Source organism: Streptomyces sp. T12 (genome assembly GCF_028736035.1).
In the GTDB taxonomy this organism is placed as follows: Bacteria; Actinomycetota; Actinomycetes; order Streptomycetales; family Streptomycetaceae; genus Streptomyces.
Genome location: NZ_CP117866.1, coordinates 5,224,487 through 5,242,443, shown reverse-complemented (window position 1 = coordinate 5,242,443; position 17,957 = coordinate 5,224,487). Strand labels below are relative to the sequence as shown.

General features: G+C 70.9%; 15 protein-coding genes. 3 read left to right on the top strand and 12 right to left on the bottom strand.

Annotation, left to right across the window (positions count from 1 at the left end):
• Window positions 1-212: 212 nt before the first annotated feature.
• The 7 genes from pheA to PBV52_RS23465 form a co-directional block, all read right to left on the bottom strand.
• Complete coding sequence (gene pheA, locus PBV52_RS23495; protein WP_274240864.1) at window positions 213-1,145, bottom strand: prephenate dehydratase; 933 nt, start codon at window positions 1,143-1,145, stop codon at window positions 213-215.
• Window positions 1,146-1,251: 106 nt separating this feature from the next.
• On the bottom strand, window positions 1,252-2,613 hold the full coding sequence (gene efeB, locus PBV52_RS23490) for an iron uptake transporter deferrochelatase/peroxidase subunit (RefSeq protein ID WP_274240863.1): 1,362 nt from the start codon (window positions 2,611-2,613) through the stop codon (window positions 1,252-1,254).
• A gap of 8 nt (window positions 2,614-2,621) precedes the next feature.
• The gene (locus tag PBV52_RS23485) at window positions 2,622-4,793 is read right to left on the bottom strand and encodes a copper resistance CopC/CopD family protein (RefSeq protein WP_274240862.1); all 2,172 of its coding nucleotides are present in this window, start codon (window positions 4,791-4,793) and stop codon (window positions 2,622-2,624) included.
• Window positions 4,794-4,806: 13 nt separating this feature from the next.
• On the bottom strand, window positions 4,807-5,289 hold the full coding sequence (locus PBV52_RS23480) for a copper chaperone PCu(A)C (protein ID WP_274240860.1): 483 nt from the start codon (window positions 5,287-5,289) through the stop codon (window positions 4,807-4,809).
• Window positions 5,286-5,939 (bottom strand): SCO family protein, encoded by a 654-nt coding sequence (locus tag PBV52_RS23475; RefSeq protein WP_274240857.1) that lies wholly within the window; start codon window positions 5,937-5,939, stop codon window positions 5,286-5,288. The genes PBV52_RS23480 and PBV52_RS23475 overlap by 4 nt, the downstream gene beginning before the upstream one ends.
• A 117-nt stretch (window positions 5,940-6,056) precedes the next feature.
• Window positions 6,057-6,794, bottom strand: a complete 738-nt coding sequence (locus PBV52_RS23470; protein ID WP_274240856.1) for a YcnI family protein — start codon at window positions 6,792-6,794, stop codon at window positions 6,057-6,059.
• 210 nt (window positions 6,795-7,004) lie between these two features.
• On the bottom strand, window positions 7,005-7,868 hold the full coding sequence (locus PBV52_RS23465; RefSeq protein ID WP_274240855.1) for a hypothetical protein: 864 nt from the start codon (window positions 7,866-7,868) through the stop codon (window positions 7,005-7,007).
• A 269-nt stretch (window positions 7,869-8,137) separates the two neighbouring features.
• On the opposite strand from PBV52_RS23465, the gene PBV52_RS23460 reads away from it, so the two are divergent.
• The gene (locus PBV52_RS23460; RefSeq protein WP_274240854.1) at window positions 8,138-8,587 is read left to right on the top strand and encodes an ATP-binding protein; all 450 of its coding nucleotides are present in this window, start codon (window positions 8,138-8,140) and stop codon (window positions 8,585-8,587) included.
• 21 nt (window positions 8,588-8,608) lie between these two features.
• Here the strand turns inward: PBV52_RS23460 and PBV52_RS23455 are convergent, their stop codons facing one another.
• Window positions 8,609-9,910 carry a phosphatidylserine/phosphatidylglycerophosphate/cardiolipin synthase family protein gene (locus PBV52_RS23455; protein ID WP_274240852.1) on the bottom strand — a complete coding sequence of 434 codons (1,302 nt, stop codon included), beginning with the start codon at window positions 9,908-9,910 and terminating at the stop codon, window positions 8,609-8,611.
• Between the two features lie 237 nt (window positions 9,911-10,147).
• On the opposite strand from PBV52_RS23455, the gene PBV52_RS23450 reads away from it, so the two are divergent.
• Together PBV52_RS23450 and PBV52_RS23445 are read left to right on the top strand one after the other, a co-directional pair.
• Entirely contained in the window at window positions 10,148-11,098 is a 951-nt protein-coding gene (locus tag PBV52_RS23450; RefSeq protein ID WP_274240851.1) for an intradiol ring-cleavage dioxygenase, read from the top strand.
• Between the two features lie 11 nt (window positions 11,099-11,109).
• Window positions 11,110-11,943, top strand: a complete 834-nt coding sequence (locus PBV52_RS23445; RefSeq protein ID WP_274240850.1) for a triphosphoribosyl-dephospho-CoA synthase — start codon at window positions 11,110-11,112, stop codon at window positions 11,941-11,943.
• Here PBV52_RS23445 and PBV52_RS23440 read toward each other — a convergent pair.
• From PBV52_RS23440 to PBV52_RS23425, 4 genes are all read right to left on the bottom strand, one after another.
• Window positions 11,918-13,147: an MFS transporter gene (locus tag PBV52_RS23440; protein WP_274240849.1), complete on the bottom strand. Its 1,230-nt coding sequence runs from the start codon at window positions 13,145-13,147 to the stop codon at window positions 11,918-11,920. The two genes, PBV52_RS23445 and PBV52_RS23440, sit on opposite strands and share 26 nt — an antisense overlap.
• A 68-nt stretch (window positions 13,148-13,215) precedes the next feature.
• Window positions 13,216-14,562: a PLP-dependent aminotransferase family protein gene (locus tag PBV52_RS23435; protein ID WP_274240848.1), complete on the bottom strand. Its 1,347-nt coding sequence runs from the start codon at window positions 14,560-14,562 to the stop codon at window positions 13,216-13,218.
• Between the two features lie 130 nt (window positions 14,563-14,692).
• Window positions 14,693-16,153 (bottom strand): aminopeptidase P family protein, encoded by a 1,461-nt coding sequence (locus tag PBV52_RS23430; RefSeq protein WP_274240847.1) that lies wholly within the window; start codon window positions 16,151-16,153, stop codon window positions 14,693-14,695.
• Window positions 16,154-16,297: 144 nt separating this feature from the next.
• Window positions 16,298-17,809, bottom strand: a complete 1,512-nt coding sequence (locus PBV52_RS23425) for a PP2C family protein-serine/threonine phosphatase (RefSeq protein ID WP_274240846.1) — start codon at window positions 17,807-17,809, stop codon at window positions 16,298-16,300.
• Window positions 17,810-17,957: the final 148 nt, after the last annotated feature.

Genomic DNA, 17,957 nt, shown 5'->3' with positions numbered 1-17,957 from the left:
GACTTGCTCGATGGTGGACGCCGAGGTGGCTCGGAGAGTGATTTGTCGACAGCCTCACCCTTGCTTGTCGACTTGTCCCCAGGTCGAGAAGAGTACCTGTGGATAACGCCTGTGGATAACGACAATAAGCTGGTAGTACTGGCGTGAAACCTGCGCGGGAGCCGGTCGGAACCGGCCGCCACGGGCCGGTCCAGGCTCTCGTCACGGGCCGCTCAGAACCGCCCGTCCTGGCACCGTGCCACCCAGTCCGCCGCCGACACGAACGCCTCGTCCGACGTCCCCTGGCGCGGCGCCTGCACATTCCCCGGCTTCAGGTCTGCGCGCGGATACGAGCCCAGGAACCGCACCTCCAGGCAGATCCGCTTCAGCCCCATCAGCGCCTCGGCCACCCGGCGGTCGGAGACATGGCCCTCGGCGTCGATGCAGAAGCAGTAGTTGCCGATGCCCGCGCCGGTCGGCCGGGACTGCAGCAGCATCAGGTTGATGCCGCGCGTGCCGAACTCGCCCAGGAGGTCGCGCAGCCCACCGGGATGGTCGTCGCGCTGCCACAGCACCACGGACGTCTTGTCCGCGCCGGTCGGCGCCGCGGGCCGGGCCGGCCGGCCCACCAGCACGAACCGTGTCTGGGCGTTCTGCGCGTCGTGGATCTCGGTCTCCAGGGCCTCCAGGCCGTACCGGGCGGCCGCGAACTCGCCGGCGAAGGCGGCGTCGTACTGGCCCTCCTGGACCAGGCGCGCGGCGTCCGCGTTCGAGGCGGCCGACTCCCAGTGGGCGTCCGGGAGGTTCTTCTTCATCCAGTTGCGTACCTGCGGCTGGGCGGCCGGGTGCGCGGAGACCGTCTTGATGTCCGACAGCTTGGTGCCGGGCCTGACCAGCAGCGCGAAGGTGATCGAGAGCAGCACCTCGCGGTAGATCATCAGCGGCGCGCCCGCGACCAGCTCGTCGAGCGTGGTCGTGATACCGCCCTCGACGGAGTTCTCGATCGGTACGAAGGCGGCCTCGGCCTCGCCGACGCGCACCGCGTCGAGCGCGGACTGCACGGACACGTACGGGATCAGCTCCCGGGTCGCGGCCTCGGGAAGCGTGCGCAGGGCGACTTCGGTGAAGGTGCCCTCGGGGCCGAGATAGGCATAGCTCGCTGGCATGACCTCACCCTAATGGGCCTTGCGAAACGCGGTGGACATATCTCACCCGGCCGCGCCAAGGGGGATCCGGACGCCGGCTCACGGGATGTGCCGAACCCAACCCAGCTCACCCCTCCAGCAACCGCTGCCCCACGTACTCGCCCTCCGCTGCTCCGCCCGGCACCGCGAACAGCCCGCTCGCCTCGTGCCGGATGAACTTCGACAGTGCGTCACCGCGGTCGAGCTTGCGCTGGACGGTGACGAAGCCGCGCAGTGGGTCGGCCTGCCAGCAGATGAACAGCAGCCCCGCGTCGGGCACCCCGTCCGCGTCGATGCCGTCGTGGTACGAGAAGGGGCGCCGCAACATTGCCGCGCCGCCGTTCTGGTCGGGCCGGGTGATGCGGGCGTGGGCGTTGAGGGGAACGACCAGGTTCCCTGCCTTGTCCGTCTTCTCCAGGTCCATCTCGGTCGTCTCGGTGCCCCCGGACAGCGGTGCCCCGTCGGACTTGCGGCGCCCGATGACGTCCTCCTGCTCCTTGACCGAGAGCTGCTCCCAGTCGTCGAGAAGCATGCGGATGCGGCGTACGACGGCGTAGGAGCCGCCTGCCATCCACGCGGGGTCCTTCGAACCGGACTCCGGCACGAAGATGCGCTGGTCGAAGTCGGATTCCGTCGGCTTCGGATTGCGCGTGCCGTCCATCTGGCCCATCAGGTTGCGCGCCGTCATCGGGTGCGCGGTGGCACCCGGCGACCGGTTGAAGCCGTTCATCTGCCACCGCACCTTGGCGGCCTGGCCGGCGTCCTTCTGGATCGCGCGCAGGGCGTGGAAGGCGACCAGGGCGTCATTGGCGCCGATCTGCACCCACAGGTCGCCGTTGCTGCGCGCCTTGTCGAGCTGGTCGGAGGAGAAGTCGGGCAGCGGGTCCAGGGAGACCGGGCGCTGCTTCTCCAGGCCGGTTCGCGCGAAGAAGCTGTGCCCGAAGCCGAAGGTGATCGTCAGGGACGACGGCCCGGCGTCCCGGGCCACATCGGTGTCGTCCTGCTTGGCGGCGTCGCCCGCCATCAGTCGTCGTGCCGTCTCCGACCAACGGCGCAGCAATGCCGCCGCCTCCTTACGGCCCGCGCCCGCCGCGAGGTCGAAGGCGACAACGTGGCCGCGCGCCTGGAGCGGCTGGAGGATGCCGGGCTGATGTTTCCCGTGAAACATCACCTGATCGGCGCCCAGCGAGGCGAGCGGTGTCGCCTCGGCCGGCCGGGCGGCGTATCCCACGGCCCCGCCGGCCGCACCGAGTACAAGCCCGGTGGCACCGGCGGTTCCGAGCAGCCGTCGCCGCGAAATGCCGTCCTTGTGGGAGGCGCCTTCTGGAAGGCCGCCATTAAGTGCGGTCTCGCCATTAAGTGCCGTCTCGGGAGTCCGGGAAGCCTGGGAAGCCTGGGGCGTCTGGGGAGTCCCAGGGGTACGGGCCTCCGGAATGGACTGGTCAGCCATGGTGCGGTTCAGCCGATCTGCGCGTTCTTGGAGACGGTGGTCTGGTCGATGTCGGAGGTCCGCACGGTGACGGCGATCTTCCATTCGCCCGCCATGGGGATCTGCACTCCGGTCGCCGACCAGTGTCCGGTGGTGATGTGGTCGGGGACCACGGGCAGCGGACCGATGTCCTGCGACTCGAGGGTGAAGGCGACCTTCACCTCGGGGACGTCGAAGGCGCGGCCGTTGGGCCGCTCCACGTAGACGTGCATTTCGTTGCCGCCCACGCGCGCGGGATCGAGGTCGATCCGTACGACGCCCTTGCCGTCCTCGCCGCCGGTGTCGAAGGACATGTCCAGGGTCAGCGCCCCGGTCGCCGAGGCGTCGGCGGACGAGGCCGACGTGGCCGCCCTGGCCGCCTCCTCCGTTCGCCCCGGTTCGGTCGACGTCAGCATGGTGGTGACGGCGAGCAGGACGACGGCGACGCCCGCCTCGGCGAGCACCGAGCGGCGCAGTCCGAACCTGTTCGGGTCGGCGTCCCGCTGCTGCTTCTGCCGCGCCGTGTCGATCGCGGCCTGCTGCCGGGCGAGCTGGGCGGCGCGCCGGGAGTCGCCGCCCTGGGCTTCGCCGCCCTTGCTGCCGGACACGGCGACCGAGGCGCCCTTCTTGCCGGAGGCAGAGACGGAGACGGAGGTAGAGGTGGATGCGGAGGTGGTGGCCCGCGCGGTGGCACGCTCCCGCGCGCCCTCGACAGCCTCGTCCTCGCCCTCCACGTCCCCGTCCTCGCCCTCCACGTCCTCGACACCCTCGACGTCTTGGACCGCGTCTGTCCCGCTCTCGCCCGTGACACCCGCGCCCGTGACACCCGCGCCCGTGTCCGCCGCGCCCCCGACCGCCCCCTTCTCGCCCTCAGCCGCGTCCTTCGCCTCCCGCCGCTTCACCACGACGGCCTCCGCCAGCCGCGCCGTCCACCGCCGCGAGATCCACGCGATCCCGACCAGCAGCACCACGAGCCCGATCTTGACCAGCAGCAACTGCCCGTACCGCGTCCCGGTGAACGCCGACCACGATCCGAGCTGCCGCCACGACTGGTAGATCCCGGTCGCGACCAGCGCGAGCACGCTGCCGAAGGCGACGCGTGAGAACCGTCGTACGGCGGAGGCGTCGACCGGTGTGTCCGCGGGCGCCCGGTAGAGCGCCACGAGCAGTGCGGCGAGCCCGCCGAGCCAGCCGGCGACGGCCAGCAGGTGGACGACGTCGACCGGCATCGCGATCCCGGCCTGGAGCCCGGTCGAGGCGTGCTCGGACATCGCCCAGCTCGCCGCGAGCCCCGTCGCCACCACGGTCCCGCCGATCGCGAGCCCGAAGGTCAGGTCCTGCTTCTCCTCTTCCTCACGCTTGTCGTACGCCCCGAACAGCACGGCGATGAACAGCGCCGCGGCGGCGAGCAGCAGCAGCCGGGAGACCAGGGCCGCGCCCGTCTTGGTCTGCAGCACCTGCCCGAGCAGGTCGAGGTCGAAGATGTCGCCGACCTTGCCGGTGCTGGTGTACGAGCCGCGCAGGAGGAGCAGCCCGAGCGTGGCGGCGGTCAGCGCCAGCCAGCCGGAGACGACGAGCCGCTGGAGCGCCCGCACGCCCGACCCGCGCTGCCAGCAGGCGAGCACGAAGGCGGCGGCGCCGACCATGACGATGAAGCCGGCGTACGACACGTACCGCCCGAACCCGTAGAGCGCGCCGACGATCCCGCCGCCCGCCGTCTGGCCGGAGACGGAGACGGTGGTCTGGGAGGGGGCGCCGATGGAGAAGGTGTAGGCGCCGGCGACGGGATGGCTGTCCTCGGACACCACCTGGTAGGTGACGGTGTAGGTGCCGTCGGGCAGACCGCTGTGGAGTTTCACGGCGTACGTCGTGCCGCTGAGGTTGGCCGGGTCGCCGCGATCGATGCGCTTGCCCTTGGGGTCGAGCACGCGCAGGGAGTCGTCGGACAGGGCGACCTTCTCGGAGAAGGTCAGCGATACCTGCGTCGGGGCCTTGTCGACCACCGCCCCCTGCTGGGGGTCGCTGCCGGTCAGCGCGGCGTGCGCGGAGACCGGCCCGGCACCGGCGAGGAGCAGGCCGGTGGCGGCCAGGAGCAGCAGCACCAGGGTCCGGACATGCGGCAGCACCCGGGGCCGGACGCGGGGGGCGATGGTCTGGGTCAAGGCGATCTCTCCCTCAGTGTCCGGTCTTCGGGTTGTACGTCGCGGACTTCACCGGTATCTCGACCGTCACCGTGCCGGACTCGGCGAAGTGGAGCTGCACGGTCACCTTCTCGCCCTGCTTGGGCTTGCGCTTCAGCTTCTCGAACATCAGGTGGCTGCCGCCGCTCTTGAACACGAGTTGACCGTGCGCGGGGACGTCGATGTCCTTGACCTCCTGCATCGACGATCCGACGGTCTCGTGGGCGGTCACGTCGCCGACGTCGCTGGTGACGGAGGTCAACTCGTCCTTCGTACCGCCCTTGTTGGTGACCGTCAGGAAGCCGGCCGCCATGGAGTCCGAGACCGGCTGCGGCATGTAGGCGTCGCTGACGGACAGTTCCGCCTTGGAGCCGGCCTGGGAGTCGGCCTGGGAGTCGGTCTGGGTGTCCCCGGATCCGCAGCCCGCGAGGACCAGGGCCCCGGTCAGTACCGCGACGGGCGCGACGAGACGCCTCACGGCTTCTCCCCCTTGATGAGCTTGGGGAGGTCCTTGGTGTAGTCGTCGACGGTGGCGTCCTCGGTGTAGAGCACGTACCCGGCGTCGGTCTTCGGCGAGAACGCGACGACCTGGGTGCCGTGGGTGGAGACCATCTTGCCGTTCTTGTCCTTGTGCGGCGGCTCGATGGAGATGCCGAGGGTGCGGGCGCCGGCCTGGATGGTGTCGAAGTCGCCGGTCAGGCCGACGACCTGCGGGTCGATGCCCTTGAGCCACTTGCCGAGCGCGGACGCGGTGTCGCGCTCCGGGTCGGTGGTGACGAACACGACGCGCAGCTCGTCCTGCTGTGCCTTGGGCAGTTGCTTCTTCGCGACGGCGACGTTGTTCATCGTCAGCGGGCAGACGTCGGGGCAGTTGGTGTAGCCGAAGTAGATCAGCGTCGGCTTGCCCCGGGTCTCCTTGCGGAGGTCGTACTTCTTGCCGTTCGTGTCGGTGAGGACCAGGTCGGGCTTCTCGAACGGCTTGTCGAGGACGATGGCGGCCTTGTCCGACCCGGCCTCCTCGGAGACCACGGTGACGGGCTGGGCGCTGTCGTCACCGCTGCCGCAGGCGGAGAGGGTCAGGGTGGCGGCGGCGAGCAGTGCGGCCGCGGCGAAGGTCTTCTTACGCATGGCGAGTCTTCTTACACATAGAAAATGTCCCATTACACACAGAAAAACGTCCCAGTTGTGAGAGATCCGGCACGCACCGGGGGCGTGCCCCGGCGCGCGCCGTGAACCGGAGGGGCGTCAGGCGTTGGTGCGCCGACGGCCGGCGATCACGCCGTACGCCACGCCCAGCGCGCCGACGACGATGCCGACCACGCCCAGGACGCGGGCGGTGGTGTCGCTGCCGTCGGCGGGCTCGGCGGCGGTGGTCTTCGCGGAGGCGGCCTCGGCGTCGTCGGAGTCGGAGGCCTTGTCGGACGACGACGAGCCGTGGTGGCCGTCCTCGGCGGCGGACAGTTCGAGCACCGGGGCCGGGTTCTCCGGTTCCTCCTGGCCGTCCTGCGGGACCTCGATCCAGCGCACGACCTCCTTGTTGGAGTACGTCTGGATCGCCTTGAAGACCAGTTCGTCGGCGTCCTCGGGGAGCTGGCCGACGGAGACCGGGAACTTCTGGAAGAAGCCGGCCTTGATGCCCTTGCCGGTGGCCGTCCAGGTGATCTTGGTGACCGCCTCGGAGATCTTCTCGCCGTGCATCTCGATCGGCTTGTCCAGCTTGGACTTGGTGACCTCGATGTCCCAGCCGTTGATCGCCTCCGGCATCGCCGAGGCCAGCGGGTGGTCCGTCGGGAAGTTGACCTCGAGCTTGGTGGTCTCGGCGTTGTCGCGCTCGTTGGGCACCTTGAAGTCGACGACCGCGTAACCGCCCTTGGCGGCGGTGCCCTCCGGCTGCACGCTGACGTGGGCGAAAGCGGGGACAGACAGGGCGAGCACGGCCGTGCCGGCGAGGGCGCAGGCGGCGGCGATGCGAGAGGCCTTCATTCGGAGCACTCCACTGTGGGTGAGATTCGAGATTCCGGTGGTGAAGAGGAGTACGCGTGCGCAGGGGTGCCCGATCAGGTGGGAAAGCAGCGGGAAAGCAGCGTGAAAGGCAGAACGAAGCTGTCCCTCGATCGGAAACTCGGGCACGCGCGCGTGCCGCACGACGGCGGCCCCTCATCCCCACGTCGGTGGAGTGGCGGTCGCGTCGTGTCAGGCGGCGAGGACGAGTGCGGCGGTCGGCGGGCCGCGCCGGATCACCGTGTGCTGGAGTGCGAGCGTGCGGGGCTCGGCCGGGCCGAACCATCCGGCGCACTGGATGCGCGGGCCCGCCTCGGGCGCGCCCGGCAGCCCGGCACGCAGCGCGCGCACCAGCGCGAGCGCCCCGCGCAGGGACCGTACGGACGCCCCCTCGGCGACCGAGTGCGCCGACAGCGCGGACATCTCGACGATCCGCAGCAGGGCCAGGTCCCCGCGCCGCAGCAGCCAGCCCGCGACGACCGCCGCGAGAACGTGGGCGAGCAGCATGGGCAGGGACGGCAGCAGCGAAGCGCCGGAGTCGGCGGCGGAGTCCGTGACGGTGGACAGAGTGTCCGTCGACGGGTGTGAGGCATGCGCACCGGTGGCCGGGCCGATCCGCGCCTCGGTGAGGATCCGCTGGGCCCGGGCCGGGCTGATGGCCGCCGTGGCGGTCCCGCAGACGAGCCGCGCCGCCTGCGCCACGAGCGCGGCGTCGGACAGGGAGGCGGAAGCGGAGACGGAAGCGGAGGAGGCCCCGGTGGCCGCCCCGGCACTCGCCCCGTGCTGACCGAGCCCGAACAGCGTGTGCAGGACGGTCTGGCCGGCCGCGAGCAGCACCGCGATCCCGGGCAGCGAACGCTCACGTCCCGCGAGCGGCGCCGTGACCAGAAGAACTCCGAGGAACCCCGCGCCCAGCGTCCACAGCGGGATCGTGGCGCAGGAACCCAGGACGTGCCCCACCGCGGCCAGCACGACACAGACCGCGGCGAACACCGCGGCCCGCAGTATCCGGAGATCACTTCCGGAGCGCACCGTGCGCGGGTGGGGGGCAGACATGGCGGGCTCATCATCGCACTGGCCTCATGGCCGCCATACGGCAGGTCCGCAAGATGGCTTACGGGTGGTTGGGGACCGTATGAGGAGACAGATGAGATAGGAGCCGTACGACCGAAAGATCACCGTCTGGTGTAGGCCACACCCACATACACCGATTCCAGAATGGGCGCATCGACCATATGGGCGGCATCACGTCAATGAAGTGCTTACAGCGGGGCACTCGCGGCAATACGTAACGGTATGTCGAGCCGCGGCCAGGAGGCTGGAGTATGAGCATCTGGTGGTCACTCCATCTGCGGCGGGAAGCCGCGAGCGTGCCGCTCGCCCGGCGGTTGCTGATCGGCACGATGGAGACCGCGGGTGTCGACCCCGATGTGTCGTACGACCTCTCCGTCGCCCTCAGCGAGGCCTGCGCGAACGCCGTCGAGCACGGCGGCGACACCGCGCCCGACGGCTCCCCCCAGGCCTACCGCGTCACGGCCTACCTCGACGGCGAGAAATGCCACATCGAGGTCACCGACTCGGGCCCCGGCTTCACCGCACCGCCCCGCGCCCCGCGCCCGGCGGCCACCGACGCCGAGCACGGGCGAGGGCTCTGTCTCATCGAGGAACTCGCGGACCACGTCCAGATCGGCAACAAGCCGGGCCGGAGCGGGGCCGTAGTGAGCTTCGACAAGATCCTCAAGTGGCGGGAGGACGCCCCGTTGATGGCGGTGTAGCGCGCGTCGCGTGTGCGGGCGTCAACCGCCGCAAGCAGAGCGGATCCTGTAGAACTCGCTCAGGTACCTCGCGTGATGGGACGCGCTGCTGATCCGCACGATCGCCTCGTCCGCCGAGCGCAGTGACGACCCCGTCAAATTGGCGCTGCCCGTGTAGACGCGCGGGGTGATGTCGCCGTTGTAGTCGCCGTCGAGCAGGATCTGCTTGTTGTGCGGGCGGACGTCGATTCCGGGGCCGTTGGGGATGCGGCATCCGCGGTGCTGGATGCCGGCGGCGTTCAGCCGGCTGGTGATCGCTGAGTCGCTGTCGGCGTACACGACGTCGATCCAGCAGCCACGGCCGCGCAGCTGCGCCAGTTTGTCGGCGACCTGGCGGCGGGAGCCGAAGAAGCTGTGCATCACGATGCGGATGTCGGTCTGGTGCCGCAGCCCGTCCGCTCCGGTGTAGGCGCAGCTGACCTCGTTCAGCACGTTGACGACGGTGTCCGTGGCCGGGTTGTTGTACGAGGCGTCACCCCGTGGGAAGAAGTAGCCGCGGTAGGTCGAGCCGGTCGGCGTGGAGAAGTAGGCGTTGTTGTTGCCGCGTGCGAGGGTGCGCCCCTGGCGGAGCTGCTCGTGGTACGAGGCGTAGGCGTTGTAGACCGTGCTGTCCGTGAAGGTGACGGCGTCGTTGAAGGACTCCACCTTGTACCAGTCGGAGAGGTTCGAGGAGGTCTGGAAGACGACCCTCGAGTAGCTGGTGCCGTCGTCGAAGGGCCCGATCCTCGAGAAGAGGAAGAACTTGTTGTGGTTGTAGGCCGGTTGGGGCGGCGCCACGGCCAGGCAGCCGCGCTGGACGTCGTCCACCCCGTCGGCGTCCTCGAACCTGTCGTCGCAGACGACGACCCAGGAGCGGGCGGCGGTGCTGGTTCCGAGTACGGCCCTGAGGGACCGGTAGGCCGGGTTGGCGAACTCGGCGCCGTCAGGGCCCACATAGGTCGAGTCGTCGAGGATGAGCCTGACGTCGACGCCGCGCCCATGGGCGGCGATCAGGGCGTTCGCGACCTCCTGGTCGACGAACTCGTGCATCGAGCCGCGGATCTGCGCCCCGGCGGGAGTCGCGTCGATCAGCCGGACGAGCTGGGTGAAGATCGCCTTGCGCTGCGCCGCCGTGCCCAGCGGGTTGTTGAACACGGGCCCGTTGACGACCGGCTTCGTCAGCGCGGCGGCCGGTGTCGCACCGCCGAGGAGGAGCGTGGCCACCACAGACAGGACGGTGGCGACGGCGGGCAGCACCGAACGGAGCAACCGCGCCGGGCTCCGGCGTGCAGACGAACGGGTCATCGTCTTCGCTCTCCTGGGCAGGGAAGATCGCGGAAGTGACCAGTTCTCTTTGCCCGGGGAGGCGACAAACCCACCGGAAGATACGCATTCGGGGTAATCGCTGAGCTCTACGGGTGACCAGGTGACCAACCCACCAACGGCCGATGAGCGCTGCGAACTTCAGCTTCCTCAGGACTCACAGCCCCCGCACAGCGCCACCTCAAGCTCCTGACGGACGGCGCCCCTAATTTCCCGGACATGACGGGAAACCACAAGGACAAGTCGATCACCCGGCGCCGCGCGATCGCGGTGACCGGAGGAACGGTCGCGGCGGGCGGGCTCGCCGTCGCCGGCTATCAGGCGGCCTTCGCCGACGCCGGCACCACCGCGACGGACGCCGCGGCGACGGCCACCACTACCGCCTCGGAGAGCGCAGGCAGCTGCATGACGCTGATGTCGAGCGTCACCGAAGGCCCCTACTACCTCGACAACGCCCTGGTCAGAAAGGACATCACCGAGGGCAAGAGCGGCGTCCCGCTGACGCTGCGCCTCACCGTCGTCGATGCCACCGACAACTGCACCCCGGTCTCCGGCGCGGCCGTGGAGATCTGGCACTGCGACGCCTGGGGTTACTACTCCGGCTACACCACGGCCAACCCCGGCGGCTCCGCGCCCGCCGAGAGCGAGGACGGCTCGACCGCCGACGACAACACCTATCTGCGCGGCTACCAGGTCGCCAACGCAAACGGGGTCGTCAAGTTCGAGACGATCTTCCCGGGCTGGTACACCCCGCGCACCTGCCACATCCACCTCAAGGTGCACACCGGCGGCCAGAAGGAGGACGGCACCTACGAGGGCGGCAAGGTCAACTACACCGGCCAGCTGTTCTTCGCCGACGACATCGCCGAGGAGATCTTCACGCTGGAGCCCTACTCGAAGCACTCCGGCAGCTACACCACCCTCGACAACGACATGGTCTACGACGGCGGCGGCGCCTCCAGCGGCCTGCTCACCCTCAAGGCCGTGCACAAGAAGGACCCCTCCAAGGGCTACAAGGGCTTCCTGACCATCGGCATCGACCCGGACGCCGAGAACACCGGCGCGGGCAGCGGCGGCGGTGGCGGTGGCGGCGAGGGCGGTACGCCGCCGAGCGACGCGCCCACGGGCACCCCGCCCAGCGACGCCCCGTCGGCCTCGGCCTCCTCCTAGGGGGCACGGCCATGAGCAGCCGCGAGGACGAGGCGCTCGCGCAGGCCGCCGTGACCGCGCTGACCGGGCAGCTGGCCCTGGCTCCCAAGCCGGGCCTGCCCGACCCGCGCGACCTCGGCGCCCGCGTCACCCGCCGGGACCACTGCATGCTGCACTGGTCGGCCAAGGCGCTCGCGCCGGGCCTCGCGGCGATGGCGGCCGCAGCCCGGCGCACGGGTGAGCCGACGCCGGGGCTCCGCAGCGAACTGGGCGCGATCGGCAGGTGCGCCGAGCACTCGGTGCACCTCGCGGGCGGCGGGCACCGGGGCGCGCTGTGGGCGCTCGGCCTGCTGGTCGCCGCGGCCGCGCTCGACCCCCGGGCCGGGGCGCGGGACGTCGCCGCCACCGCCAAGCGGATCGCCGCGCACACCGACAAACGCGCCCCACGCAGGCCCTCCCGGGGCTCTTCCGTGTCCGCGAAGTACGGCGCCGCCGGGGCACGGGGCGAGGCCCGGGCCGGATTTCCGCACGTACGTCGGGCGCTGGACGCGCTCACCGCCGCCCGCTCGGCCGGCGCCACGGAGGAGCAGGCCCGCCTGGACGCCCTGCTCACCGTGATGTCCACCCTCCAGGACACCGAACTCCTCTACACCGCGGGCCCCATCGGCCTACGGCAGGTCCAGGCGGGCGCCCGCGCGGTCCTGGAAGCGGGCGGTACGGCCACCGAGGCCGGCGCGGCGGCCCTCGTCGCCCTCGATGCCGACCTGCACACGCGCGTGTGGAGCCCACGGGGGAGTGCGGGGCTGCTCGCGGGGGCGCTGTTCCTGGACTCGCTGCCCGTCACGGCACGAGCACGGGCTGCCTGACCTGTTCCTGCGCCCGACGACCGGCGGCCCACCTGGCCGCCGGTCCCATCGCGTACGACGCCGCCAGCATCGCCCCGCCCAGCAGCAGCCAGCCCGGCGTCCCCCACTCCACCAGCAGGCTCGTCAGGAGAAGCGGGCCGAGGGTGCGGGCGATCGTGACACCGGTCCCGAACAGGCCCTGGTACTCGCCGACGCGGCCCTCCGGGGCCAGGTCGAACGACAGCTGCCAGGAACCCGCCGACTGCCCCATCTCGGCGACCACTTGAAGCACCGCGCCCACCACCAGGAAACCGACGGCCACCCACAGCGAGGCGCCCGCCGACAGCGCGAACACCACGCACGCGGCGAGCATCACCCAGCCCGCGACACGCACCGCGCGCGTGGCGGTGACGAGGCCCGTGACGCCGCGCGCCGCCCTGACCTGGAAGAGCATCACCGCGCCGGTGTTGAGCACGAACAGCGCGGAGACCAGCCAGGCCGGCGCCTCGGTCCTACGGGTGATCCACAGCGGGAGCACGAGGCTGAGCAGCGGCAGCCGGAGCAGCAGCACGGTGTTGAGGAGCGCGACCAACGCATACGGGCGGTCCCGCAGCACGCCGAGCCCGTCCCGCCGCCGACTCGGCACAGGCGTCACGGAGGGCAGCCGGAGCAGCAACCCCGCGCACACCAGGAAGCTCATCGCGTCCAGCGCGAACACCGCCAGATACGCCGTCCGCGTCCCGGCATGCAGCGCGAGCCCGCCGAGCCCCGCACCCACCGCCAGGCCGGCATTGAGCGTCGACTGCAGATGCGCCAGCAACCCCGTCCGGTCCCCGGCGGACACCAGCCCCGCCAGCAACGCCTGCCGGGCCGCCGCGAGCCCGGACTGCGCGGCGGCGTACGCGCACGCGGCCAGCACGAACGGCACGAACCCGTGCACGACCGTGAAGGACGCCACCGCGAGCCCCGTCACGAGGGCCAGCAGCACCGCCGTACCGCGCGGCCCGCGCCGATCGGCGAGCCGCCCCAGCGGAACCCCGACCAGCGAGCCGACCGCCCAGCCGACCGTCAGCCCGAGCCCCACGCGCGCGGGGGCGAGGCCGACGACCTGGGTGAAGTAGAGGGCCGACGTCGTGTAGTAGGCGCCGTCTCCGACCGAGTTGCTCAACTGGGCCAGGGCGAGGACGCGTTGCGGACCGGCGGGCGGGAGGAGGCGGGTTGTCATGCCAATGACGTTAAGGACGCCGTGGACCTCTCGACAGGCCCAATACCCAGGCATCTCAGTGGCCCAATTCAGGCCCCTTCCAGCACCTTCACCAACACCTCCAGCGCTTCCGGATACACCCGCTCCCGAGGCGTCCCGTACCCCACGACGAGCCCCTGCGGCCGCTTCTCGCCGCCGCCCGGTGCATGCCAGTGCTCCCCCAGATGCCCCACCGTGAGCCCCTCGGCCTCCGCCCGTGCCAGCACCGCCGCCTCGTCGTCGACCTCCACCAGCGCATGCAGCCCGGCCGCGATCCCGCGCACATTCCGGCGCGCCCCCAGCCGCTCCAGGAGCTGATCCCGGCGCCGCCGGTACCGCAGCCGGCAGGCCCGCACATGCCGGTCGTAGGCGTGGCTGTCGATCAGCTCGGCGAGCGCCAACTGGCCGATGGACTCGGTGTGATGGTCACTGTGCAGCTTGGTGTCGGCGACGGCGTCGACCAGGTGCGGCGGCAGCACCATCCAGCCGAGCCGCAGCGCGGGCCCGAGGGTCTTCGAGGCGGTCCCCAGATACACCACCTGTCCCGGCGCCATCCCCTGCAGCGCGCCGACGGGCTGGCGGTCGTAACGGAACTCCCCGTCGTAGTCGTCCTCGACGATCAGCCCCTCACGCGCGCGTGCCCAGTCGCCGATCGCCCGCCGCCGCTCCGGATGCAGGGTCACACCGGTCGGGTACTGATGCGCGGGCGTGACGACAACGGCCGCGCAGTCCCCCAACTCCTCGGCACACGCACCCCGTTCATCGACCCGCACGGGCACGACGGCGCCCCCGTTGCGCCGCACCACCTCCCGATGGAACGGCAACCCGGGATCCTCCATGGCGACGGCGCCGCCCTCCAGCACGCGCGTGAGGAGCGCCAGCCCCTGCACATACCCGGAGGTGATCACGATCCGCTCCGGCGGCGCGATCACCCCGCGCGCCCGCCCCAGATACCCCGACAGCGCGTTGCGCAACTCGATACGCCCACGCGGATCGCCATAGTCATACGCCGGCGAGGGCGCCGTAGCGATGGCCCTGCGCAACGCCCGCAACCAGGCAGCCGCCGGAAACGCCCCCACATCCGGACTCCCCGGCCGCAGATCAAAACGCGCCTCACGCGCGCGTGCGGCGGCCTCCGGCGGTGCGGCGTCGGCGGGAGGCAACGAGGCGACTTGCGTACCGGCCCCCTGCCGGGCGGTGAGATACCCCTCGGCGACAAGCTGGTCGTAGGCCGCCTTCACAGTGTTCCGCGACATCCCGAGCTCGGAGGCGAGCCGCCGGGTAGCAGGCAACCGCTCCCCGGGAGTAAGCCGTCCGTCCCGCACGGCATCCCGAAGCGCCCGCTCGAGTCCGGCCCGACGCCCATCGACGGCGGCCAGTTCCAGATGCAGGTCCACCCCAACCCCCCCTAGGGGCGCGGGACTGTATCGATATGCGGCTCCGCCGCGTGGGCGCGACAAGCCCCCACAACCCGCAGACCGCGACGACGGCCGGACACCCCTTCGGTACCCGACCATCAATCCGACGTCAGCCCTTCAAAGAGGCCATCCAGGACTCGACCTCGTCCGACCGCCGAGGCAGCCCAGCACTCAGATTCCGGTTCCCGTCCTCCGTCACCAGAATGTCGTCCTCGATCCGCACCCCGATCCCCCGGTACTCCTCCGGCACGGTCAGGTCATCGGCCTGGAAGTACAGCCCGGGCTCGACGGTCAGCACCATCCCCGGCTCCAGCACACCCTCCACGTACGTCTCCGTCCGCGCCGCAGCGCAGTCATGGACGTCCATGCCGAGCATGTGCCCCGTCCCGTGCAGCGTCCACCGCCGCTGAAGCCCCAGCTCCAGCACCCGCTCCACCGGCCCTTCGACGAGCCCCCACTCGACGAGCCGCTCGGTCAGCACACGCTGGGCCGCGTCATGGAAGTCCCGGTACTTCGCACCCGGCTGCACAGCCTCGATGCCGGCCTCCTGGGCCTCGTACACGGCGTCGTAGATCTTCTTCTGGATCTCGCTGTAACGGCCGTTGATCGGCAGCGTCCGCGTGACGTCGGCGGTGTAGTACGTGTGCGTCTCGACGCCCGCGTCGAGCAGCAGCAGATCACCCGACCGCACGGCCCCGTCGTTGCGCACCCAGTGCAGCGTGCAGGCGTGCGGACCGGCCGCGCAGATGGAGCCGTAGCCGACGTCGTTGCCCTCCACGCGCGCGCGGAGGAAGAACGTGCCCTCGATGTAGCGCTCGCTGGTCGCCTCGGCCTTGTCGAGGACCTTCACCACGTCCTCGAAGCCGCGCACGGTCGAGTCGACGGCCTTCTGCAGCTCGCCGATCTCGAACGCGTCCTTGACCAGCCGCGCCTCGGACAGGAAGACCCGCAGTTCCTCGTCCCGCTCGGCGGTGACCTTGTCGGTCAGCGCGGCCTCGATGCCGGCGTCGAAGCCACGCACGACACGCACGGGACCCGTCGCCTCGCGGAGCTGGTCCGCGAGCTCGCGCACGTCGGAGGCCGGGATGCCGTACAGCTTCTCCGCCTCGGTGAGCGAGTGCCGGCGGCCGACCCACAGCTCGCCCTGGCCGGACAGCCAGAACTCGCCGTTCTCGCGGTCGGAGCGTGGCAGGAGGTAGATCGTCGCCTGGTGGCCGTCGGTGACGGGCTCCATGACGAGCACGCCGTCCTCGGTCTGGTTGCCGGTGAGATACGCGTACTCGACCGACGCCCGGAAGGCGTACTCGGTGTCGTTCGAGCGGGTCTTCAGGTTGCCCGCGGGGATCACCAGACGCTCACCCGGGAAGCGCGCCGACAACGCGGAGCGCCGCGCGGCGGTCTCGGCGGCCTGGGGAATCGGCTCCAGGTCGTGCAGCTCCGTGTCGGCCCAGCCGGACTTCATGCTCTCGGCCAGCTCGTCGGACACGCCCGGGTACAGGCCGTTCTTGCGCTGCTTGATCGGCTCCTCAGACTCAGTCTCCGGGGTCTCCGGGGTGAGCTCGTCGGCCACGGTCTTCCTCCTCGATACGGCACTGGACCCCGTCCATCGTACGGTCGTGGAGAGGCGCGCCCAGGGCGAAAGACCGCTTGCCCGCCGCTGCTATGGCGCAGACCACGTGCCTGTTATGGGGAGTGACCGAAGGTCAGCGCGCCGCTACTCGATGCGAGCCGCCAGCAGCACGACGTCCTCCTCGCTGTCCGCCCGGTCGAGCCCGTCCGGCAGCACGGTGCGCAGCACGTGGTCGACGATGGCGTCCGGGTCGTGCCGGATCGCCCGGGGTACGCAGGCCGCCGCCGCGTGCAGCCGGGCGAAGGCGCGGTCGGTGGAGTCGCCGGTGCGGTGCAGCAGTCCGTCGGTGTAGAGCAGAACCGTCTCTCCGGCTTCCGCCGTCAGCTCCACGCTGGGCGCCTCCCAGCAGGCCAGCATGCCCAGCGGCGCGGACACGGAGGTCTCCACGAACTCCGTGCGCCGCTCGCCGATCAGCAGCGGCGGGGTGTGCCCGGCCCCGGCGAGCGTGATCTTGCGCAGGGCGGGCTCGCAGTAGGCGAACAGGGCGGTGGCGGAGCGGGCCGGCTCGGTGAGTCTGAGCAGCAGTTCCAGATCGGACAGGACCGCGACCGGGTCCTCGCCCTCCATGACGGCGTACGCCCGCAGGCTGGCCCTCAGCCGTCCCATCGCGGCGACCGCGCTGGGCCCGGAGCCGGTCACCGAGCCGACCGCCAGGCCGAGTGCGGCGTCCGGCAGCGGCAGCGCGTCGTACCAGTCGCCGCCCCCGCGCGGGCCGGTACGGTGCCGTGCGGCGAGCTGGACGCCGGCCATGCGGGGCAGGCGGGAGGGCAGCAGTTCCTCGGCCATCGTCTTCATGCACGCGCGCGTGCGTTCGACTTCGAGGAGCCGGGCCAGGTGCTCGGTGGCGTAGCGGGTGTACAGGCCGACGAGGTGGCGCTGGCGCTCGGCCGGTTCGGCGGGCTCGTCGTACAGCCACACGGCGGCGCCGAGGCGGCCGGCGGCCTCGGTGGACAGGGGCAGCGCGTAGCTCGCGGCGTAGCCGAGGCGTGCGGCCACCTCGCGGTGGCGCGGGTCGAGCCCGTTTTCGGAGAGCAGGTCCGGCTGGGCGATCTCACGGTCGCCGCCGGGCAGTCCGTCGAGGATCCTCCCGTAGGACATCGCACTGCGCGGGACGGTCTCGATGTGGCCGAGGTCGGCGCGGGCGAGGCCCAGCCCGATCGTCGTGTCCGGGCCGAGCCCGTCGGCCGGTTCCAGTACGACGAGACCGCGCCGGGCACCCACGAGGGCGGCTCCGGCGCGCAGCAGTTCCTGGAGGGCTCCGTCGAGTGCGTCCGTACGGGCCAGGCGCTCGGTGAGTTCGTGGAGTGTCGTGAGGTCGGAGACCCAGCCGGCGAGACGGTCCTGAAGCAGCGCCCCTGGTGCGTTGGGCGGGGGGACCGCTGAGGTGCCCGAGGCCGCGGGCGCGGGCGCGACAGTGTGTGCGGGCGAGGGAACCGTTGAATCGATTCCGGCCACTTTCGGAGGGTGAGGGGCGTTCATGGCGTCCGGCTTTCCGACCGGTGCGTATTGCTCAAAAGCATCGCAAACCCCCATGTCATTCTGCGCCGCTAGCAGTGTCTCCACATGTACACGCACTCGTGAGGGGATGTCCAGCATTGTCCTGCCGGGATTCCTGGTGTCCGTGGGTAACGTGAGTACTCGCCGTACTCCTCTTGCACAATGGCAAAGTTGGCTTAAAACTGACTCAGGGAACGGGGTATTGCGGTCGACTGGTTTCGCTCCACAGAGCGTCACAGCGGTCGTG